Below are 20,421 nucleotides of genomic sequence, written 5' to 3'. Positions count from 1 at the left end.
TGTGAAGCCCTTGCACGTCTGCAGTTTGTTCGCCGTTGTCTGTTCCAGCGCAGTCAGCGCTGAAAGTTATGTGATTGGTGTAGAGAAACTGGCCTTTGCGCCGCACTACAGCATCGACGCACAAGGCCAGTACCAGGGCTTTGCCCGTGAGCTGTTCGACCTGTTCGCGAAGACCAGCGGGGTTGAGCTGAGCTACAAGGTGCTGCCTGTGGAACAGCTGTTACCCGCGCTGCTCAGCGGCCAAGTGGATTTCAAATACCCCGACAGCGAAACCTGGGCGCAGGCGCAGAAGGCAGGCAAGCCCCTGAGCTACAGCCAGGGCGTGGTTGAGTATGTCGATGGTGTACTGGTTGCTCCGCAGCGCCATGGTCAGCCCATTGAACAAATCAAGCGCCTGGCCATGGTCAACGGCTGGACGCCCTGGGGTTATCAGGAGCGGATTGATGCCGGGCAGATCGAACTGACCTACAGCGATGATCTACGCCAGATGATCCGTCAGGCGCTGAAGAAGGACACTGACGGTGCTTACTTCAACGTGGTGGTGGCGACCCATTACCTGGACAACATCCGCGCACGACCGGGCGCACTGATCTTCGACGCGCAGTTGCCGCATAACCGTGGCAGCTTCAAGCTCTCTACCCTCAAACACGCGGCTTTTATGCAACGTTTCGACCGCTTCCTGATCGAGCAACAGAGCGAAATTGCTGCGCTGAAAAGCCAGTACAAAGTCGAGGCAAATCTGGATGCCGATCGCATCGGTCTGGAGCAGTGGAAGCTGGACTTTATCGAACGCAAAAAGCTCAAGGATGCGCAGTCGCAGTGATCAACGCGATGAGAAAAGCCGCTCCTGATGAGCGGTTTTTTATTTGCATCATAAAAAGCAGTGCGTGGTATCAGACGCAATAAAAAAGGGGATGGCATCGTTGCCATCCCCTTTTTGTTGCGGGTTGCCGCCTACCCGGCGATCCGCATCAAGCCCATAGGCTTAGAAGTGGTACTTGACCAGCGCTTGTACTGCGGTCTGATCGAAGCCATCGGTGGAACCGTCGATTGGCTTGATGCCGTACTTGTTGTGCCACATGTTCAGTTCTGTGCCGACATACAGTTTGCGACCTTCACCGAACAGCGCCTTGCCCGCATCCCATTTGATCTGGATTGAGGAGCCGACTGATGTCTGGGTGCCGGCATCCTTGGATGGCGCGCGCCAGTCGATGTAGCCGTCGACCACAAAGTCCTGTTCGCCAATGGCAAACGGATAAGCGCCGTTCACAGTCAGCTGGTAGGTGTGGCCGTTGCCCTTGTCCGATGCCTTGAAGTCATGATCGAAGAAGATGTGGTTATTGACCTTCACCGCATACAGGTTGGCGTTCAGGTAGGCGAAGCCTGGAGCGTTCCAGGCGGTGCCGATGCCGTACAGGTAGTTCTCGGTGCCAGGGCCGCCGTTACCTTTTTCATAAGTAAAGGCTGCGTAGACGTCCTTGAGCGGGCCTACGGACAGGTCCTGGCCGGTCAGCCAGCTGAGGCTGACGCGTGGCGAGAATTCCATGTAGTAGAAGCTGTTCTTCTCATCAACATCCAGATTGCCAAAGTTGCTGCCACGCGCCTGGCTGTTGTCGGCCTTGATGTAGTCGAGGAAGAAGAAGGTATCGCCCCAGGTCCAGCCACTGGCGTTTTCCAGGGTGAAGGTGGTTTGCGAACGCTGCTCTTCCTCGTTGTTGTTCAGGCGCTGGAAGTTGCTGCCATAGAGGTAGGAGAGGCTGGTGTCTTGCCAAAGGAAGGCATCGCTAGCCAAGGCTTGTTGACCGGAAAACAGTCCGGCCGAGAGGGCGATGCTATAAGGCAGGTGCTTCAGTTTCATCATGGTTTCCTTATTATTGGACTTACAAGGTTTCTTGAGCCTGCGGCTAACCGCAGGCTCAGTGAGGCAAAGGGGTGATGGCTCAGCTGGTACGCGGGGCCACGTTTAGTGCGTTGCGGCTGTTGTCCAGTGCATCTGCGTCACTGTCGTCCTGCGGGTTTTGCAGCACGGTGTGCAGATGGGCTTCGGGGTCGTAGTCGTTTTCTTCCAGCTGCAGATGCTCTTCCGGCAGGAAGATGTTCAGCAGAATGGCGCTGAAGGCACCGATGGTGATGGGTGAGCCGAAGATGTTCTTCAGCGCATCGGGCATCTGCGAGAGCACTTCCGGCACGGCTGCAACACCCAGGCCGAGGCCCAGTGAGATAGCCACAATCAGTACATTGCGACGATGCAGGCCTGCTTCGGTGAGAATCTTGATGCCAGCGACGGCCACGGTGCCGAACATGATCAGGGTGGCGCCACCGAGAACCGGTTTTGGCATCAGCTGGAGCACCGCACCCACCGCCGGGAACAGGCCTAGCAGCACCAGGATGCCAGCGATATAGAAGGCCACGTGGCGGCTGGCCACGCCGGTCAGCTGGATCACGCCATTGTTCTGGCTGAAGGTGGTCATCGGCAGGCTGTTGAACATCGCCGCCATGGCTGAGTTGCAACCATCGGCGAGTACCCCGGATTTGATCCGGCGCATATACAGCGGACCTTTGACCGGCTGCTTGGAGATGATCGAGTTGGCCGTCAGGTCGCCTGCGGTTTCCAGCGGGGTGATCAGGAAGATCACGGCAATCGGTACAAACGCCACCCAGTCGAAATTGAAACCGTATTTGAACGGCACCGGCACGCTGAGCAGCGGCACCTGGGCCATGTTGGCGAAGTCCACCTTGCCGGTGAACCAGGCCACGCTGAAGCCCAGCACCAGGCCGATGATCACGGCCGACAGGCGTACGACCTGCGACGGGAAGCGGTTGAGAATCACGATGGTGACCAGCACCAGGCCGCCGAGGCCCAGGTGGTGCAGGGCGCCGAGATCCGCCGCGCCGTAGCCGCCAGCGATGTCGGTCATGGCCACCTTGATCAGTGACAAACCCATCAGGCAGATGATGGTGCCAGTGACGACCGGGGTGATGACGCGGCGCAGTTTGTTGATGAACTGGCTGAAGGCGATCTCGACAAAGGCTGCGCAGAAGCACACGCCAAAGATCGTCGAGAGAATTTCCTCCTCACTGCCGCCACGGCCCTTGACGATAAACCCGGCGCTGAGAATCACGCTGAGAAAGCCGAAGCTGGTGCCCTGCAGGCACAGCAGGCCGGAGCCGACTGGGCCAATGCGTTTGGCCTGGATAAAGGTGCCGAGGCCGGAAACGAACAGCGCCATGCTGACCAGATACGGCACATAGGCGCCGAGGCCAAGGACGCCACCGACAATCAGGGTAGGGGTGATGATGCCGACGAAGCTGGCCAGTACGTGCTGCAGCGCGGCGAAGATCGCCGGGGCAAAGGCCGGGGTGTCATGCAGTTGGTAGATCAGGTCGTTGTTTGCCACAGGCGGAGCTGTGGTCTCTGTGCTGCGAGTCGTGGTCATTTCAGAGCCTGCCAGTTGTTTTTATACGGTCATGGGCTTGGCGAGGCTTCACGGCGCCTCTGTTCTGTACCTGCGAGAAGTTGTCCGGCTGGTCAGAATGGTTCGACTATAGCAACTTGTTCACATCTATAAAAACAATTTATTTTAAAATTGTGCACAAAAAATGAACCGTCAGTCAGGTGTCTGAAACTGCCGTTCTGAGTGGTTCTTCCCGGATAGTTTTTGAGGCTGAAAGCCAGGTGATTCGCGGCGGTTTGCATCACTGACAGTCAGACTTAGCGGGCTGCGGATGGCAATCAAGAAGGGCGAGTTGCAGTGCGGAGTGTTGGCGGGGAGTCGATAGGAAAATGCCGCGCCCATGGCGCGGCATTTGGGTGGATCAGTTGAGCTGTGCGCCCTGATCGATCCACGAGCCGATCAGCTCGCGTTCTTCCTGGGTCATCTGAGTGATGTTGCCCAGCGGCATGATCTGCGAAGCAACGCTTTGCGCGTGGATCTTTGCGGCTTGCGCCTTGATCTGCTCTGGTGTGTCGAGGATAAAGCCGGCCGGCGGGGCGCTGAACATCGGGCTGCTGGGCGTAGCCGAGTGGCACACGCTGCAGCGTTCCTGAATCACACTGTTGACCTGGGCAAAGTCGCCAGCACCCGTGGTCGCTTTGGCTGGAGCACTGGCCTCAGGTGCCGCTGCGGCGTCTGCCGGTTTGCTGGTTGCTTCGGCCGCCTTGGCGGCAACTTCCGGATGGCCGCTGATGCCCGTGGCCGGAACCGGAGCGTACTTGATCACTGCAGCTTGCGGCTCCTGCGGTGCAGCAGCTTTCATGCTCGGGCCGGTGACAAAGGCCAGGCAGATCATGCCCAGTGCCGCAGCAGGCAGGGTCCAGACGTACTTGCTGCTGTCATGGCGGGTGTTGAAGTAGTGGCGCACCAGTACCGCCAGCATCGCGATGCCCGCCAGAATCAGCCAGTTGTATTGGCTACCGTAGGTGCTCGGGAAGTGGTTGCTGATCATGATGAACAGCACCGGCAGGGTGAAGTAGTTGTTGTGGCGCGAACGCAGCAGGCCTTTGGCCGGCAGGGTTGGGTCTGGCGTGGTGTTGTCTTCGATGGCCTTAACCAGTGCGCGCTGGGCCGGCATGATGGTGAAGAACACGTTGCCGACCATGATGGTGCCGATAATGGCGCCGACATGGATATAGGCAGCGCGGCCGCTGAAGATCTGGCTGAAGCCATAAGCGGCAGCGATGATCAGTACGAACAGCACGGCGCCAAGCAGGGCAGGCTGCTTGCCCAGCGGCGAATCGCAGAGGAAGTGATAGGCGATGTAACCGGCAATCATCGAACCAAATCCGATGACAATGGCCATTTCCGGTGCCAGATCAACGCCCGGCTTGACCAGGTACAGACTTGGGTTGAGGTAGTAGACCACCAGCATCAGCGCCACGCCCGACAGCCAGGTGGCGTAAGCCTCCCATTTGAACCAATGCAGGTTCTCCGGCATTTTCGGCGGGGCCAGTTTGTATTTTTCCAGGTGGTAGATGCCGCCACCGTGAATCGCCCAGAGGTCACCCGACAGACCTTCGCGGGGATTGCTGCGGTTGAGGTTGTTTTCCAGCCAGACGAAATAGAAGGATGCGCCGATCCAGGCAATGCCGGTGATCATATGGATCCAGCGGATACCCAGGTTCAGCCACTCAGTAAAATGCGCTTCCACAATCAGTACCTCTTTCCCAATACCGGCACGCCGGTGCTGGGCTTCTCTTATTGGTGGGGGGCGAGGAGCAGTTGCTCGTCGTCGGTAAAGAAATGCTCATCGCAGTTGTTGCCAGTACCACTGCGATCAACCACCAGGAAGTCATCCCGCTTTTCGATCGTCAGCACCGGGTGGTGCCAGACGCCGCGATGGTAATTAATGCCCTGCCTGCCGTTGCTACGGAAGGCGCGGACCAACTCTGATTCAGGTGCATCGCCAACTGGCGCGACCACGATCAGAAAGGGGTTGCCGAGCAGTGGAATAAACGCCTGACTGCCCTGCGGATGGCGCTCCAGCATGCGAATGGTCAGCGGCATATCCAGCGCCTCGGCACTGAAGATGCTGATGATCGCCTTATCCTCCGGCTGTGCGGTCTCGACCGTGGCCAGTTTGTGATAACGGCGAGTGGAGCCATTGTTGATCATGAAGAATTCGCTACCCTCGGTTTCGATAACGTCACCAAAGGGGGCGAAGGCTTCTTTGCTCAGCGGCTCAATGATCAATTTGCGCATGTTGGTCTTCTTGTTCGTTCGTTTATGCCCCTCTCCCTGAGGGAGAGGGGTTTATTGGCTTACTTGGCGACTTTGCCGAACAGGCGCAGACGGCTGATACCACCGTCCGGGAACACGTTCACCCGTACGTGGGTGATCGGGCCCAGCGCGTTGATCTGCTCGCTGAACTCGTGTTCGGCGTGCATCTGCAGTTTCTGGCTCGGCAGCAGGTCGCGCCAGAACAGGCTCTGGGTTTCGATCTGGCTGTCGGTGCCGCCTTTGACGAAGGCGCCCTGGATCGAGCAGCTGTCCGGGTAGTTGCCTTTGAAGTGCAGGGTGTCTACGACAATGCGTTCGATCTCGCCCGGATGGCCGAGGGCGACGATTACCCAGTCGTTACCTGGCGTGCGACGACGTGCGGTTTCCCAGCCGTCGCCCATGTTGATGCCACGACCCGGGTTGAGGATGTTGCTCATGCGGCCGAAGTGTTCGTCCGAGCAGGCCAGGGCGCGACCGCCATTCAGTGCGGCTGCCAGGTCGATCTGCTCGTTGTCGCCAACGTTGCTCCAGTCACGGAACGGTACGCCGTAAACGCGCAGACGAGCGACGCCGCCGTCTGGGTAGATGTTGAAGCGCAGGTGGGTGAAGGCCTGGGCGTTATTGATTTCGTGATAGTGGTGGCTGTTGCCCTGCAACTCGACAGCGCCCAGCACCTCAGTCCACTGGGTGGCGTCGGTTGGGTCACCTTCGGCGACGAAGCAGCCTTCCAGGGATGCCGACGGCGGGAAGTTACCGGTGAAGAAACTGGTGTCGATGTCCACGCCCTTGATCGAGCCCGGCACGCCCAGGCGGATTACCGCGCTGTCGTAACCCTCGAAGCGCTTGCGGCGCGATTCCCAGCCATCCATCCACTTGCCGTTGTCATCGAACACGCCCTCCTTCCATACGGCCGGGGTCGGCTGGAACAGACGGTTAACGTCGGCGAACCAGTCGTCGGTGACCGAGATGGCCTTGGTGCCCAGGCGTGCGTCGGCGAGGTTGACGTATTTCTCAAAGGGTACGGCGTAAGCTTTCATGAAATGTCTGCCTTAGATGATGGCGTTGGGGAGGGCGGAGGGCTTGCGGCCTACAGCTGCTGCAAGCGGAACAGCGCGATCTTGTTGATCTCGGCCAGGGCGCAGGCGAATTCCTGCTCCGGGGAGTTGTGAATCCGCTCCTCGAAGGCCGCCAGGATCTGGTGCCGATTGCTGCCTTTCACCGCCATGATGAAGGGGAAGCCGAACTTGGCTTTGTAGGCATCGTTCAGTTCGGTAAAGCGGGCGAACTCTTCTGCGGTGCATTCATGAATGCCCGCACCGGCCTGCTCCGACGTCGAAGAGGCGGTTAACTCACCACGTACGGCTGCCTTGCCGGCCAGGTCCGGGTGAGCATTGATCAGTGCCAGTTGTGCAGCGTGGCTGGCACTGAGCAACAGATCGGCCATGCGCTGATGCAGGCCGTTGATTTCGTTGATGCTGTCGTCCTGGCCCAGGTCAAAAGCCTTTTCGGCGACCCAGGGCGAGTGCTCGTAGATATCAGCGAAGACTTTGACGAAGTCTTCACGGGTCAAACGGGACGGGGTCAGGGTTTGAAAACGGCTCATTTCGAGCTCTCCTTGGATGGCTCTTGCAGCGGATGGGTCGCGTGCCAGTGTTTGGCGATGTCGACGCGGCGGGCGCACCAGACTTTTTCGTGGCTCTGCACGTATTCAAGGAAGCGCGCCAATGAGGCCAGGCGTGCGGGGCGGCCGAGCAGGCGGCAGTGCATGCCAATCGAAAGCATTTTCGGCGCGCCGGCTACGCCTTCGGCGTAGAGCACATCAAAGGCGTCCTTCAAGTACTCGAAGAAATCATCGCCCTTGTTGAAGCCCTGCACCTGGGTGAAGCGCATGTCGTTGGTGTCGAGTGTGTAAGGGATCACCAGGTGCGGTTTTTCCACGGTGCTGGCCGGATCCCAGTAGGGCAGGTCGTCGTCGTAGGTGTCGCTGTCATACAGGAAACCACCTTCTTCACGTACCAGGCGGCGGGTGTTCGGGCCGAGGCGGCCGGTGTACCAGCCCACCGGGCGTTCGCCGGTCAGTTCAGTCAGGATGCGGATGGCTTCGAGCATATGCTCGCGCTCTTCGGCTTCGCTCATGTTCTGGTAGTCGATCCAGCGGTAGCCGTGGCTGCAGATCTCGTGGCCTGCGGCGGCCATCGCCTTGATCGCATCTGGATGACGCTGCGCAGCCATGGCCACGGCAAAGATGGTCAGCGGGATGTTGTGCTTCTGGAACAGGTTCAGCAAACGCCAGACGCCGGCACGGCTGCCATACTCGTAAAGCGACTCCATGCACAGGTTGCGCTGGCCTTGCAGTGGCTGGGCCGAAACCATCTCGGAGAGAAACGCCTCGGACTCTTTGTCGCCGTGCAGGATGCTGCGCTCGCCGCCTTCCTCATAGTTGAGAACAAAGGACAGGGCGATTCGCGCATCATTCGGCCAATGCGGATGGGGTGGGTTGTTGGCGTAACCGATCAGGTCGCGTGGGTAGTCAGCGCTCACTGCAGTCTTCCTTCTTGCTGTTTGTGGCGGTCAGTGGGCAGGCATGGATGCGTTGCACGACCGTGATGGGCTAATTGTATACAAAGTGCTTTGCATCTTGTAAATCTAAAATTCACTTATTTTGTGAAATTTTGCCTTAATGATGAATCTGTCCACTTCGTCAGCTGTTTCTGTGCAAAAGCAGTGCTCGCAAGCACTTATGGCCGATTTACTGCTCGATAACGGTGCGCTAAGCCGGCTTAATGTTCGGATTATTGTGTACACTTTTTTGAAAAAGTGTCTTATTTTGTGATTTCAACATGCTATGCTTGAGCTCAGTCAAGGCTGCTTAGCCTGATAAATCTGCCGAATTCAATAAAAGTAGAGGAGGTGCGGTGCCTGCGTTGGCTTGTCTGCGTAGGTGCCCATAAGCGATGGGACGATTGACCACACACGTACTGGATGCCGCCCATGGTTGCCCAGGCAGCGAATTGAAGATTGAGTTGTATCGCGTTGAAGGGGCTCAGATGGAGCTGCTCAATAGCGTTGTCACCAACCACGATGGCCGCTGCGATGCGCCAGTGTTGCAAGGTGACGATTACCGCAGCGGGGTTTACCAGCTGCATTTCCATGCCGGCGATTACTACCGCGCACGCGGCGTCAAATTGCCTGAACAGGCTTTTCTGGATGTTGTTGTGCTGCGCTTCGGCATCGATGCCGGGCAGGAGCATTACCACGTGCCATTGCTGATTTCCCCTTACAGCTACTCCACCTACCGCGGTAGCTGAACCGAATGCTTGTCACCCTCTGACTCAATTTAAGAGTCCTTAGCCCGTACACACTGCGGGCTTTTTTTTGCCTGCGCTTTGAGGGGGGCTGAGTGGGGCGGTGAGTGTGCGAAGCCGCATAGCTGCGGACTTCGCGAGTTCGGTATAACGTCAGCGACTAAGCAGCGATGCGGCGCCGGCACCGCCAAACAAGGCAGCACTGATGCGGTTGAACCACACCTGGCCTTTGCCTGAACGCAGGTAGCGCGCCGCGCCCTGAGCGCTGAGGCCGTAGAACAGTTTGCAGGCCAGATCCAACACTGCCCAGGTGGCGATCATTACCAGTAGCTGGCCAAGCATGGGTCGCTCGGCGCTGATGAATTGCGGCAGAAATGCGGCAAAGAACAGAATGTCCTTGGGGTTACTGGCGCCCAGGCCGAAGGCCTTCCAGAACATGGCGCGAAAGCTCGGATTGACCGGCTGCTCTTCCGCCGTCACCGGCTTTGCGGCTTTGCGCGATTCCTGCCAGCTTTGCCAGGCGAGGTAGAATAGGTACAGCGCGCCGACAATCTTCAGCAGGCTGAATAGCTGCTCCGAGGCCAGTAGCAGCGCGCCAAGGCCGAGTGCCGAAGCGCTCAACAGGCAGATCGAGGCGGACACCCCACCTATAAAGGCTGGGGCCGAGCGGCGCAGGCCATAGTTCAGGCTGTTGCTGACCATCAACAGTGACAGCGGCCCGGGGATCAGAATCACCACCAGTGCAGCACTTGCGAACAACAGCCAGGTTTCCAGGCTCATTAGCGATTCTCCAGATGCGCAAAAGCCCCGACGCGTGCGCCGGGGCTTGGTTACCAGCCGGCCAACCTTACAGGAAGGCGAACTTGGCGATAAAGATGATGCACAGAACGTACAAGCTTACCGATACCTTGTCGCGCTGACCGGTCAGCAGTTTCAGTGTCGCGTAGGTCAGGAAGCCCAGAGCAATACCGTTGGCGATCGAGAAAGTCAGCGGCATCATGACCACGGTAACGATCGCCGGGATGGTGTCGGTATGATCTTTCCAGTCGATATGCGCCATGCCGCTCATCATCAGCATTGCTACATAAATCAGTGCGCCAGCAGTAGCGTAGGCAGGGATCATGCCGGCCAGTGGGGCAAAGAACATCGCGCAGAGAAACAGCACGCCCACAGCGACAGCGGTCAGACCGGTACGGCCACCGGCAGCAACGCCAGCAGCACTTTCCACATAGCTGGTTACCGGTGGGCAACCGACCATGGCACCAACCACGCTGGAGGTACTGTCCGCCTTGAGGGCTTTGGAAAGGTTCTGGATCTTGCCGTCTTCATCCACCAGGTTAGCGCGATGGGCAACGCCCATCAGGGTGCCAGCGGTGTCGAACATGTTGACGAAGAGGAAGGCCAGAATCACGCTGACCATGGCAACGTTGAAGGCACCGGCGATGTCCATGGCCAGAAAGGTCGGGGCGAGGCTCGGCGGCATGGAAACCAGACCGTTGTATTCAACCAGGCCCAGTGCCCAGCCCAGGGCGGTGACGCCGAGCATGCTGAACAGGATGGCGCCAAACACGTTGCGGTGGCTCAGTACGGCAATCAGCAGAAAGCAAACGGCAGCCAGGATCGCGCTCGGTTCACCGAACGACCCCATGGTCAGCAGTGTTGCCGGGCTGTCGACGACAATACCGGCGGTCTTCAGGCCGATCAGGCCAAGGAACAGACCCACCCCCGCACCCATGGCAAAACGCAGGCTCATGGGGATGCTGTTGAGCAGCCATTCGCGGATCTTCGACAGGCTCATGATCATGAATAGCACGCCGGAGATAAACACCGCGCCCAGGGCAATCTGCCAGCTGTAGCCCATTTCGCCGACCACGGTGTAGGTGAAGAAGGCGTTCAAGCCCATGCCGGGTGCCAGGCCAACAGGCCAGTTGGCATACAGCCCCATCAGGAAGCAGCCCAGGGCTGCACCGATGCACGTGGCAACAAAGGCTGCGCCATGGTCGACGCCGGCCGAAGCCATGATGTTGGGGTTAACGAAGATGATGTAAGCCATGGTGACGAAAGTCGTCAGGCCCGCCAGCAGCTCGGTTTTGATTGTGGTGCGGTGTTCGGTCAGCTTGAAGAAGCGGTCAAGTAGACCGGGTTTGATCAGCTCTTGCATCTGCGTCGCCTGTTGTTCTTGTTTAGCGCTTTCCACAGGGGTACTCCTCATCTCTTGTTGTGTGCCACCCAGAGCCTGTGCTGCGCACTGCTCGACTCTTGAGGTAGGTGGTGTTTTTTGCCTTGCTGGCGTGCTTAGCTGACCTATCGGTCAAGAAATAACACTGAGGCCGATTATGATGTTGTATACAAAAAAAGCAAATAATGTTTCTGGTTAAAATTCGGTATGTACTCGGTTTTTTTACTTACGGATTACCGATGATTTCTACGCTGTGTGCCGGGTCGCTCAGCAATACAGCCAGCCAAGGCGCTTACAGCGCCCTGATTGGTGGAGGTTCAGCATTATTTGCCGCTGCGTTGGTGCAGGAATGGCAAGTCGTCTTCAGCGTTGCTAAGCAGATTCTCGAACAAGAATAATGCTGCATATAAGAAATTATTCTGGCACTGCGGATGGGGTGGCCGAGGAATGCGTCTGGAAAGCGCGTGCAAATGCACGTTTGCACGATCGTTATGCATTGGTAGCGGTGTACGCATTGATCACATTGTGTACAATGCAAGGGCTTTTTATTTGTGACTTTTTACTGATGTGCTGCTTGCCAGAAGGTAGGTGAGACACAGTAGAGTTGCATCAGCAACCGCCGAACCTTGATCACGCGAGCCACAATGAACGAACAATTGCAGCCCCTTAAGAAGCAGACGCGCGAAGGCAAGAGCACTCGCAGCGGGACTCAGGACGATGTCGTTTACGCCCATATCTTCGATGCCATTCTCGAACAGCGTCTGGCTCCTGGCACCAAGCTAAGTGAAGAGGCGCTCGGTGAAATCTTCGGCGTCAGCCGCACCATTATCCGTCGTGCCTTGTCGCGCCTGGCCCACGAAGGCGTGGTGCTGCTGCGGCCTAACCGTGGCGCGGTAGTGGCCAGCCCGGGGGCGGAAGAAGCTCGGCAGATCTTCTATGTGCGCCGCATGATCGAACGGGCGATTACCGAGTTGGCCTGCAAGAACGCCAAGCCGGAACAGATTGCCGCGCTGCGCCAGATGGTTATTGATGAGCGTGACTGCTTCGCCCGTGGTGACCGTGGCATGGGCATTCGTCTGTCGGGTGAGTTCCACCTGAAACTCGCGGAAGCCGCCGGTAACCTGACCTTGCTAGGCTTTCTGCGCAGCCTGATTTCCCAGACCTCGCTGATCATCGCCCTGTATGAAAGCAACAGCCGCACCCACTGCTCGGATGCCGAGCATGACCAGGTGATCGACGCCATCGAAGCCGGCAATGTTGAAGTGGCGGTGGACCTGATGATGCGCCACATGGACAGCGTTGACGCCAAGCTCAATCTGGATGGCGAAACCGCCTCCGATGACCTGCACGCGGTGTTCTCGCACCTGCTGCCGGGCAGCAAGAAGAAAGCTGCAAGTCGCTAAGCAGCGTAGTCGGCACCAACAAAAAGCCCGCTTAATCAGCGGGCTTTTTTGTGGTGGTTGATCAACCAGGCTTAGTCGCGGCGATGCACCGATTGGCCGGCAGCGAAGGTTTCCTTCACCGCGCGGTCGTCGCCGAGCATGGTCAGGGCGAAGAGTTTTTCGTCGAGGGTCTTGGCCTGTTGCATGCGGTAGCTGATCAGCGGCGTGGCGTTATAGTCGAGCACCACGAAGTCGGCGTCTTTGCCGCTTGCGAAGTTACCAATCTTGTCGTCCAGGTACAGCGCATTGGCACCGCCAAGGGTGGCCAGGTACAGCGACTTGAACGGGTCGAGCTTCTTGCCTTGCAGCTGCATGACCTTGTAGGCCTCGTTCAGCGATTGCAGCTGGCTGAAGCTGGTGCCCGCGCCCACATCGGTACCCAGGCCGACGCGCACGCCGTGTTCTTCGAGCTTATTGAGGTCGAACAGGCCGCTGCCAAGGAACAGGTTGGAAGTCGGGCAGAAGGCCACTGCCGAGCCGGTTTCGGCCAGGCGTTTGCACTCGTCGTCGCAAAGGTGCACGCCGTGGGCGAATACCGAGCGGGCGCCGATCAACTTGTAGTGGTCGTACACATCCAGGTAACCCTTGCGCTCGGGAAATAGCGCCTTGACCCACTCGATTTCCTTGCGGTTCTCGGAGAGGTGGGTGTGCATATACAGGTCCGGGTACTCGCCCAGCAGCTTGCCAGCCAGGGTCAGCTGTTCCGGGGTGCTGGTCGGGGCAAAACGTGGGGTCACCGCGTAATGCAGGCGGCCTTTGCCGTGCCAGCGTTCGATCAACTCTTTGCTGTCGGCGTAGCCGGATTCCGGGGTGTCGGTCAGGTAGTCCGGGGCGTTGCGGTCCATCAGCACCTTACCAGCGATCATGCGCAGGTTCAGCGTTTGGGCGGCCTCGAAGAAGGCGTCTACCGATTGCTTGTGCACCGTGCCGAACACCAGGGCGGTGGTGGTGCCGTTGCGCAGCAGCTCTTTCAGGAAGATACCGGCCACGTCCGCGGCATGGGCCTTGTCGGCAAACTGCTGCTCGGTGGGGAAGGTGTAGGTGTTCAGCCAATCAAGCAGCTGTTCGCCGTAGGAGGCGATCATCCCGGTTTGCGGGTAGTGGATATGGGTGTCGATAAAGCCGGGGGTGATCAGCGCGTCGCGGTATTCGGTGATTTCAACGCCCTTGAGCGATGGCAGCAGGTCTACGGCGTGGCCGACTTTGGCCACCTGACCGTTGTCGACGACCAGTACACCGTCTTCAAAATACTCATAGGATTGCTCAACGCCCACCACGGCAGGGTCGGCAATGCTGTGCAGGATGGCGGCGCGGTAGGCTTTCACTGGGCTAGTCATGTAACGCTGATCTCAATCTATGGAGTTGGTCGCTCAGGCACGCGGGCGCCTGGGCAGATAGTCAGGCCTGGCTTCGGCGAGAGGCGGGCAGCAGCTTGGCCACGCTGGGCTGGCCCTTTTTGCTCTCTTGGCCAAAGGCCGCGTTGTAGGTGGCGATTACTTCGCCGGCGATGGATACGGCAATTTCCACCGGTAATTTGCCTTTCACCTCGGCAATGCCCATGGGGCAGCGCATGCGCGCGACAACGCCTGGGTCGAAACCGCGATCACGCAGGCGATGTTCGAATTTGGCGCGCTTGGTCTGCGAGCCGATCAGGCCGTAGTAGGCAAAATCATTGCGCTTGAGGATTGCGGCGGTCAGCTCCAGGTCGAGCTGATGGTTGTGGGTCATGACGATAAAGTAGCTGCCGGCGGGCATGCGTTCGATCTCGTCGATCACCTCTTCATTGACCACCTTGTCCACGCCGGCGGGGATCTGCTCGGGAAACTCGTTTTCCCGCGAGTCGATCCAGCGCACCTTGCATGGCAGGCTGGCGAGCAGTGGTACCAGGGCGCGGCCAACGTGGCCAGCGCCGAACACGGCGATCTGTGCCTGGGGCTGGCCCATGGGTTCGAACAGCAGCACAGTGGCACCGCCGCAGCACTGGCCAAGGCTGGCGCCGAGGCTGAAGCGCTCCAGGCGGGTGTCCTGGCTGCGGCTGCTGAGCATTTCGCGGGCCAGCTCCATCGCCTTGAACTCCAGATGACCACCACCGATGGTCTCGAAGATGCGGTCAGCGGTGACCACCATTTTCGAGCCCGCATTGCGCGGGGTTGAGCCGCGTTCTTCGATGATGGTCACCAGCACGCAGGGTTCACCGCGTTGCTGCAGGTCGGCGAGGGCGCTGATCCAACTCATTTGCTCAGCCTCCAGGAAGGCGTGGTCTGTCCGGGGCGTGGTAAGCGCCAGTTGCTCGGTGACGGATCCAGTATGGGAACGGGTATCGGTCGGGGTGTCTGGGTTTTTGGCTCGGTGTGTTTTGTCATTGTTGTACACCTGTGTGTGCAGTGCCTGGGTGGGTGACCACCCAGGCGGTTTGGCATTACGCCGGTTCAACCTCTGCGGCGGCCGCCGACTTGGCGGTCTGCTGCAGTTTCTTCATTTGCTCCACACCCCAGAGCACGCGCTCAGGCGTGGCTGGTGCGTCGATCTGCGGCTGTACGCGGTAGTCAGCCAGGCTGGCCACGGCGTCCTTGATCGCACACCACACGGCGATGCCGAGCATAAACGGCGGCTCACCAACGGCCTTGGAGTGGAACACGGTGTCTTCCGGGTTCTTGCGGTTTTCCACCAGGTTAACGCGCAGGTCCAGCGGCATATCGGCAATGGCCGGGATCTTGTAGCTGGCCGGACCATTGGTCATCAGCTTGCCCTTGCCGTTCCACACCAGCTCTTCCATGGTCAGCCAACCCATGCCCTGAACGAAGGCACCTTCGACCTGACCGATATCGATGGCCGGGTTTAGCGAGGCACCGACGTCATGCAGGATGTCGGTGCGCAGCATCTTGTACTCGCCAGTTAGGGTGTCGACGATCACCTCGGAGCAGGCGGCGCCGTAGGCGAAGTAGTAGAACGGGCGGCCGGCGGCTTTGTCACGGTCGTAGTAGATCTTCGGCGTGCGATAGAACCCGGTGCTGGAGAGCGACACCTGGCCGAAGTAGGCCTTCTGGATCACTTCCTCGAAGCTCAGGAACAGGTCGCGTACGCGCACCTGGCTGTTGCGGAACTCCACATCTTCCGGGGTGACCTTGTATTCTCGCACCAGAAAATCAACCAGGCGCTGCTTGAGTGTCTCGGCGGCATTCTGTGCTGCCTTACCGTTCAGGTCGGCCCCCGAGGAGGCTGCGGTCGGCGAGGTGTTCGGCACCTTGTCGGTGTTGGTGGCGGTGATCTGGATGCGCGAAATGTCCACCTGCAGCACTTCAGCAACGATCTGCGCGACCTTGGTGTTGAGGCCTTGGCCCATCTCGGTGCCGCCGTGGTTCAGGTGGATCGAACCATCGGTATAGATGTGGATCAGTGCGCCGGCCTGGTTGAGGAAGGTGGCGGTAAAGCTGATGCCGAATTTCACCGGGGTCAGCGCCAGGCCTTTCTTCAATACTGGGCTCTTGGCGTTGAATGCGCGGATTTCTTCGCGGCGCTTGGCGTAGTCACTGCTGGCTTCCAGTTCGGCGGTCATCTCGTGGATAACGTTGTGCTCGACGGTCTGGTGGTAGTGGGTGACGTTGCGCTCGGTCTTGCCGTAGTAGTTGAGCTTGCGTACTTCCAGCGGGTCTTTGCCCAGGCTGCGGGCGACCGCATCCATGATCTCTTCGATGGCGACCATGCCCTGCGGGCCGCCGAAGCCGCGGTAGGCGGTGTTCGACGCGGTGTTGGTCTTGCAGCGGTGGCCATTGATGGTGGCGTTGCCGAGGAAGTAGGCGTTGTCCGAGTGGAACATCGCGCGGTCAACAATGGAACCGGACAGGTCCGGCGAATAGCCGCAGTTGCCGGCCAGTTCAATCTCGATACCGTGCAGCAGGCCGTTATCGTCAAAGCCGACGTCGTACTCGACGTAGAACGGGTGACGTTTGCCGGTGATCTGCATGTCTTCGACGCGCGGCAGGCGCATCTTGGTCGGCCGGCCGGTGAGGTGGGCGATCACCGCACACAGGCACGCCGGGCCTGCGGCCTGGGTTTCCTTGCCGCCGAAACCGCCACCCATGCGGCGCATGTCGATGACGATCTTGTGCATTGGCACGCCGAGCACTTCAGCCACCAGCTTCTGCACTTCGGTGGCGTTCTGCGTCGAGGTGTAGATGATCATGCCGCCGTCTTCGGTGGGCATAACCGAAGAAATCTGGGTTTCCAGGTAGAAGTGTTCCTGGCCGCCGATATGCAGGCTGCCTTGCAGGCGACGTGGCGCAGTGGCCAGTTCGGCGCTGGAATTGCCGATCTTGTGCTGGTGGCTGTCGAGGACGAAATGCTTCTTGCGCAGCGCATCGACCACGTCGAGCACTGGCTCAAGGTCTTCGTACTCGATGATCGCGGCCATGGCCGCCTTGCGTGCGGTTTCCAGGCTATCGGCACCTACGGCCAATACCACCTGACCAACGTATTCAACCTTGCCGTCCGCCAGCAGCGGGTCACCGGCCACGACCGGGCCGATGTCCAGCTGGCCAGGTACGTCATCCTTGGTGATGGCAATCGCCACGCCCGGGAACTGGTAGCAGGGGCTGGTATCGATGCTGACGATGCGCGCGTGGGCGCGGTCGCTCATGCGGGCATAGACGTGCAGCTGATTGGGGAATTCCAGGCGGTCGTCGACGTAGATAGCTTCGCCGGAGACGTGCTTGTCCGCGCTTTCATGTTTGACGCTCTTGCCGACGCCAGTGGTGATGTCGGCGCGGAACAGTTCGGCCAGTTCGGCCTGGCTTTTAATTACATGATGATTAGACATACGCGGTCACCCGGGTTTCGACTTCGGGAGCTTGCAGCTCGAGGAAGAATTTACGCAGCAGATTCTGTGCAGTGAGCAGGCGGTATTCCTTGCTGGCGCGGAAGTCACTGAGCGGGGTGAAATCCTCGGCCAATGCAGCGCAGGCGCGTTCGATCACGCCCGGATACCAGGCCGCGCCTTGCAGTGCGGCTTCACAGGCAGCAGCGCGTTTCGGGATCGCCGCCATGCCGCCAAAGGCGATGCGGGCGCTTTGCACTACGCCATCTTCAACCACCAGATTGAAGGCCGCGCAGACGGCGGAGATGTCGTCGTCCAGACGCTTGGACACCTTGTAGGCGCGGAACGCCTGATTGGCCTGATGACGCGGCACGATGATCTTCTCGATAAATTCGGCTTCCTGACGGGCAGTCACCTTGTAATCGAGGAAGTAATCTTCAAGCGGCAGGGTGCGGCTGCTGTTGCCTTTGCGCAGCACGATCTGCGCACCAAGGGCGATCAGCAGCGGCGGGGCGTCGCCAATCGGCGAGGCGTTGCCGATGTTGCCGCCCAGGGTGCCCTGGTTGCGGATCTGCAAAGAGGCGAAGCGGTGCAGCAGTTCGCCAAAGTCTGGGTAGTCCTGAGCCAGAGCGGCGTAGCAATCGGAAAGTGCGGTTGCAGCACCGATTTCGATGCTCTCGGCGGTCACTTCGACGCGTTTCATCGCTTCGATATGGCCAACGTAGATCATCACCGGCAGTTCGCGGTGGAACTGGGTGACTTCCAGGGCCAGGTCAGTGCCGCCAGCCAGCAGGCGCGCTTCCGGGTTGGCCGCGTAGATATCGGCCAGGTCCGCCACAGTCAGCGGCAACAGGCAGCGTTTGTCGCCACTGTTGAGCTCGGCGGTATCCTGCGGGGCGATGGCTTTCAGTTGCGCAACGGTTTGCGCTTCGGCAGCGTCAAACTGGTCTGGCTGCTTCTGGCAGCAGGCCTGTTCGGCGGCATCGATAATCGGGCGGTAGCCGGTGCAGCGGCACAGGTTGCCGGCCAGGGCTTCCATGGTGTCAGCCTTGTCGAAACCGCTGCTGTTTTTCTGCAGGGCGAACAGCGACATGACAAAACCAGGGGTGCAGAAGCCACATTGTGAGCCGTGGCAGTCGACCATGGCCTGCTGCACGCTGTGCAGTTTGCCCTGATGCTTGAGGTCTTCAACCGTGATCAGCTGTTTGCCGTGGAGGCTGGAAACGAAGGTCAGGCAGGAGTTGAGGGTGCGATAACGCACGCGCTCGCCATCCAGCTCACCGACCACTACGGTGCAGGCACCGCAGTCGCCAGAGGCGCAGCCTTCTTTGGTTCCGGATTTGCCGACATGCTCACGCAGGTAATTGAGCACGGTGACGTTGGGGTCGAGGGCATGCTCAGTACGCAGCTCCCGGTTGAGTAAAAACTGGATCAAGGACGACCTCCAGGCACTTTATTGTTCTCGTATCAGGCTCTGCTGAAACGCTGCGCACAAAGGCGCAGCGTTTCCACACGGCTTGGCATGAGGCGAATCTAGAGTTTTCTGACTTTAGGGTCAATAAATATTTGACTCTTTGGTCAGGCGATTGTCATACGATTCAGTTATGAGCGCGAAAAGCCCGTGGTTCAGCTAAACGCTAGCTGCTTTTGTGCCAAGCAGGCGTTGCGAAAACATGGAGCCCAGCAAACAAAAAAACGCCAAGGGTGCGGGCCCTTGGCGTTTTTTTTGTTGTGGTGTCTGAATGTTAAGAGTGGGTCAGCTGCGAATCAGTCAGTTGGTGTTCTTCACCGGCGTAGTAGGCGCGTACTCGTGGGTCCATCACCGCGCGCCACAGCGGCGGGAACAGCGCCAGGACAATCATCCCCGCATAGCCATTGGGTAGCTGCGGGCTGTCATCAAAGTGGCGCAGCACCTGGTAGCGGCGTTTGGCGTAAGCGTGGTGGTCGGAATGGCGCTGCAGGTGGAAGAGGAACAGGTTAGTCAGCAGGAAATTGCTGTTCCAGGAATGCGTCGGATTGGTGCGCTCATAACGGCCACTGTCCAGCTTGCGGCGGTGCAGGCCGTAATGTTCGACGTAGTTGACGATTTCCAGCAGGGTAAAGGCGACCACCGACTGCGCGACAAAGAACAGTGCACCGAGCCAGCCGAAAGCCAGGCTGAAACCGAGCAGGAACAGTGCACTGATGGCGTACCAGGCAATCAGCTCATTGCGCCAGTGCAGGGCAGGCAGGTTCTTGCGTTTCAGCCGTTCAGCTTCAAGTTTCCAGGCATTGAGGAAGTTGTGCTTGTAGGCATGCGGCAGAAAGGCATACAGGCTCTGGCCGTAGCGTGAAGAACTGGCGTCTTCCGGGGTCGATACGTGTACATGGTGACCGCGCACATGCTCGATCTTGAAGCCGCCGTAGCACACGGCCGCCAGCAACAAACCGCCGGCGTTCTGCTCCAGCTGTGGGTCCTTATGGATAAACTCATGAGCCACGGTGATGCCTATCGCCCCAGTCACGGTGCCAACCGACAGCACCCAGCCCAGCTGGCCAACCCAACTCCAGGCTTCGTGGTTGACGAATACCCAGCCGGCCCAGCCAAGCATGCCTAGCAGTGCTGGCACAGTGGCCAGGCTTAATAAGCGGTAGTAGCCCTGCTGCTCCATCTGCGGCACCTGCACGGTTTCATCCGGGTTAGCCGGGTCGCGGCCAATAATGAAGTCCAGCAGCGGGATAATCCCAAAGACCACCACGATGACCAGCCAGGGCCAGGCGTTAGCGTATTGGCTGTCTAATGACCAGTAATAGCTCAATGGGATACCCAGTACCGGGATCAACCAGAACCAGTAGCCGATGCTTTTAATCACAAGCATCCAGTTGGAGGGCAGGCGTTCGAACATGGTGGCTCCGTACTTATTATTGTTGGAGTAGGGTGTTGGTTGGATTGTAGGACAATCCGTATTGCTGCCCATCCCCTGGC

General features: G+C 58.9%; 18 protein-coding genes. 4 read left to right on the top strand and 14 right to left on the bottom strand.

All coding sequences use genetic code 11. The features are described from left to right. The first annotated feature begins 1 nt into the window (after position 1). Entirely contained in the window at positions 2 to 823 is an 822-nt protein-coding gene (locus RHP75_RS11010) for a transporter substrate-binding domain-containing protein (protein ID WP_311088224.1), read from the top strand. 162 nt (positions 824 to 985) lie between these two features. Here the strand turns inward: RHP75_RS11010 and RHP75_RS11005 are convergent, their stop codons facing one another. From RHP75_RS11005 to puuE, 7 genes are all read right to left on the bottom strand, one after another. Beyond that, on the bottom strand, positions 986 to 1,858 hold the full coding sequence (locus tag RHP75_RS11005) for an outer membrane protein OmpK (RefSeq protein ID WP_311088223.1): 873 nt from the start codon (positions 1,856 to 1,858) through the stop codon (positions 986 to 988). An 82-nt stretch (positions 1,859 to 1,940) separates the two neighbouring features. Continuing rightward, positions 1,941 to 3,437: a nucleobase:cation symporter-2 family protein gene (locus RHP75_RS11000; protein WP_311088222.1), complete on the bottom strand. Its 1,497-nt coding sequence runs from the start codon at positions 3,435 to 3,437 to the stop codon at positions 1,941 to 1,943. A 379-nt stretch (positions 3,438 to 3,816) separates the two neighbouring features. Next, positions 3,817 to 5,148 (bottom strand): urate hydroxylase PuuD, encoded by a 1,332-nt coding sequence (locus RHP75_RS10995; RefSeq protein ID WP_311088221.1) that lies wholly within the window; start codon positions 5,146 to 5,148, stop codon positions 3,817 to 3,819. A gap of 47 nt (positions 5,149 to 5,195) precedes the next feature. Continuing rightward, positions 5,196 to 5,699 carry an ureidoglycolate lyase gene (locus tag RHP75_RS10990; protein ID WP_311088220.1) on the bottom strand — a complete coding sequence of 168 codons (504 nt, stop codon included), beginning with the start codon at positions 5,697 to 5,699 and terminating at the stop codon, positions 5,196 to 5,198. 59 nt (positions 5,700 to 5,758) lie between these two features. Continuing rightward, positions 5,759 to 6,754 carry an allantoicase gene (gene alc, locus RHP75_RS10985; RefSeq protein ID WP_160014353.1) on the bottom strand — a complete coding sequence of 332 codons (996 nt, stop codon included), beginning with the start codon at positions 6,752 to 6,754 and terminating at the stop codon, positions 5,759 to 5,761. A 50-nt stretch (positions 6,755 to 6,804) separates the two neighbouring features. Next, on the bottom strand, positions 6,805 to 7,320 hold the full coding sequence (uraD, locus tag RHP75_RS10980) for a 2-oxo-4-hydroxy-4-carboxy-5-ureidoimidazoline decarboxylase (protein ID WP_311088219.1): 516 nt from the start codon (positions 7,318 to 7,320) through the stop codon (positions 6,805 to 6,807). After that, positions 7,317 to 8,258, bottom strand: a complete 942-nt coding sequence (gene puuE / locus RHP75_RS10975) for an allantoinase PuuE (RefSeq protein WP_311088218.1) — start codon at positions 8,256 to 8,258, stop codon at positions 7,317 to 7,319. Before puuE ends, uraD begins: the two co-directional genes overlap by 4 nt. A 413-nt stretch (positions 8,259 to 8,671) precedes the next feature. On the opposite strand from puuE, the gene uraH reads away from it, so the two are divergent. Beyond that, positions 8,672 to 9,025 carry a hydroxyisourate hydrolase gene (gene uraH, locus RHP75_RS10970; RefSeq protein WP_090253575.1) on the top strand — a complete coding sequence of 118 codons (354 nt, stop codon included), beginning with the start codon at positions 8,672 to 8,674 and terminating at the stop codon, positions 9,023 to 9,025. Positions 9,026 to 9,175: 150 nt separating this feature from the next. Here the strand turns inward: uraH and RHP75_RS10965 are convergent, their stop codons facing one another. Next, positions 9,176 to 9,802, bottom strand: coding sequence for a LysE family translocator (locus tag RHP75_RS10965; RefSeq protein ID WP_090253577.1), 627 nt, complete (start codon positions 9,800 to 9,802; stop codon positions 9,176 to 9,178). A gap of 67 nt (positions 9,803 to 9,869) precedes the next feature. Next, a complete protein-coding gene (locus tag RHP75_RS10960) occupies positions 9,870 to 11,219 on the bottom strand; it encodes an NCS2 family permease (RefSeq protein WP_409079643.1) in 1,350 nt (449 codons plus the stop codon). Positions 11,220 to 11,386: 167 nt separating this feature from the next. Here RHP75_RS10960 and RHP75_RS10955 point away from each other — a divergent pair, with 167 nt between their 5' ends. Both RHP75_RS10955 and RHP75_RS10950 read left to right on the top strand, forming a co-directional pair. Further along, on the top strand, positions 11,387 to 11,599 hold the full coding sequence (locus tag RHP75_RS10955; protein WP_311088217.1) for a hypothetical protein: 213 nt from the start codon (positions 11,387 to 11,389) through the stop codon (positions 11,597 to 11,599). 246 nt (positions 11,600 to 11,845) lie between these two features. Beyond that, positions 11,846 to 12,604, top strand: a complete 759-nt coding sequence (locus tag RHP75_RS10950) for a GntR family transcriptional regulator (protein ID WP_090253579.1) — start codon at positions 11,846 to 11,848, stop codon at positions 12,602 to 12,604. A gap of 71 nt (positions 12,605 to 12,675) precedes the next feature. On the opposite strand, the gene guaD is transcribed toward RHP75_RS10950, so the two are convergent. From guaD to RHP75_RS10925, 5 genes are all read right to left on the bottom strand, one after another. Then, positions 12,676 to 13,980 carry a guanine deaminase gene (gene guaD, locus RHP75_RS10945; RefSeq protein WP_311088216.1) on the bottom strand — a complete coding sequence of 435 codons (1,305 nt, stop codon included), beginning with the start codon at positions 13,978 to 13,980 and terminating at the stop codon, positions 12,676 to 12,678. Between the two features lie 61 nt (positions 13,981 to 14,041). Beyond that, positions 14,042 to 14,878 carry a xanthine dehydrogenase accessory protein XdhC gene (gene xdhC / locus RHP75_RS10940; protein WP_311088215.1) on the bottom strand — a complete coding sequence of 279 codons (837 nt, stop codon included), beginning with the start codon at positions 14,876 to 14,878 and terminating at the stop codon, positions 14,042 to 14,044. Between the two features lie 184 nt (positions 14,879 to 15,062). After that, entirely contained in the window at positions 15,063 to 17,459 is a 2,397-nt protein-coding gene (gene xdhB, locus RHP75_RS10935) for a xanthine dehydrogenase molybdopterin binding subunit (RefSeq protein ID WP_311088214.1), read from the bottom strand. After that, complete coding sequence (gene xdhA, locus RHP75_RS10930; protein WP_269381215.1) at positions 17,452 to 18,891, bottom strand: xanthine dehydrogenase small subunit; 1,440 nt, start codon at positions 18,889 to 18,891, stop codon at positions 17,452 to 17,454. The genes xdhB and xdhA overlap by 8 nt, the downstream gene beginning before the upstream one ends. Before the next feature lie 310 nt (positions 18,892 to 19,201). Further along, positions 19,202 to 20,341: an alkane 1-monooxygenase gene (locus RHP75_RS10925; protein WP_311088213.1), complete on the bottom strand. Its 1,140-nt coding sequence runs from the start codon at positions 20,339 to 20,341 to the stop codon at positions 19,202 to 19,204. Positions 20,342 to 20,421: the final 80 nt, after the last annotated feature.

It is taken from the genome of Pseudomonas sp. SG20056 (assembly GCF_031764535.1).
In the GTDB taxonomy this organism is placed as follows: Bacteria; Pseudomonadota; Gammaproteobacteria; order Pseudomonadales; family Pseudomonadaceae; genus Aquipseudomonas.
The sequence above is the reverse complement of the archived record's forward strand: the minus strand, read 5'-3'. Positions and strand labels throughout refer to the sequence as shown.

Excerpts from the sequence above, each read along its gene's own strand:
- RHP75_RS11005 (WP_311088223.1), bottom strand. The coding sequence starts at position 1,858 with ATGAAACTGAAGCACCTGCCTTATAGCATCGCCCTCTCGGCCGGACTG.
- RHP75_RS11000 (WP_311088222.1), bottom strand. The coding sequence starts at position 3,437 with ATGACCACGACTCGCAGCACAGAGACCACAGCTCCGCCTGTGGCAAAC.
- RHP75_RS10990 (WP_311088220.1), bottom strand. The coding sequence starts at position 5,699 with ATGCGCAAATTGATCATTGAGCCGCTGAGCAAAGAAGCCTTCGCCCCC.
- alc (WP_160014353.1), bottom strand. The coding sequence starts at position 6,754 with ATGAAAGCTTACGCCGTACCCTTTGAGAAATACGTCAACCTCGCCGAC.
- uraD (WP_311088219.1), bottom strand. The coding sequence starts at position 7,320 with ATGAGCCGTTTTCAAACCCTGACCCCGTCCCGTTTGACCCGTGAAGAC.
- uraH (WP_090253575.1), top strand. The coding sequence starts at position 8,672 with ATGGGACGATTGACCACACACGTACTGGATGCCGCCCATGGTTGCCCA.
- RHP75_RS10965 (WP_090253577.1), bottom strand. The coding sequence starts at position 9,802 with ATGAGCCTGGAAACCTGGCTGTTGTTCGCAAGTGCTGCACTGGTGGTG.
- RHP75_RS10955 (WP_311088217.1), top strand. The coding sequence starts at position 11,387 with ATGTTTCTGGTTAAAATTCGGTATGTACTCGGTTTTTTTACTTACGGA.
- RHP75_RS10950 (WP_090253579.1), top strand. The coding sequence starts at position 11,846 with ATGAACGAACAATTGCAGCCCCTTAAGAAGCAGACGCGCGAAGGCAAG.
- guaD (WP_311088216.1), bottom strand. The coding sequence starts at position 13,980 with ATGACTAGCCCAGTGAAAGCCTACCGCGCCGCCATCCTGCACAGCATT.
- xdhC (WP_311088215.1), bottom strand. The coding sequence starts at position 14,878 with ATGAGTTGGATCAGCGCCCTCGCCGACCTGCAGCAACGCGGTGAACCC.
- xdhB (WP_311088214.1), bottom strand. The coding sequence starts at position 17,459 with ATGTCTAATCATCATGTAATTAAAAGCCAGGCCGAACTGGCCGAACTG.
- RHP75_RS10925 (WP_311088213.1), bottom strand. The coding sequence starts at position 20,341 with ATGTTCGAACGCCTGCCCTCCAACTGGATGCTTGTGATTAAAAGCATC.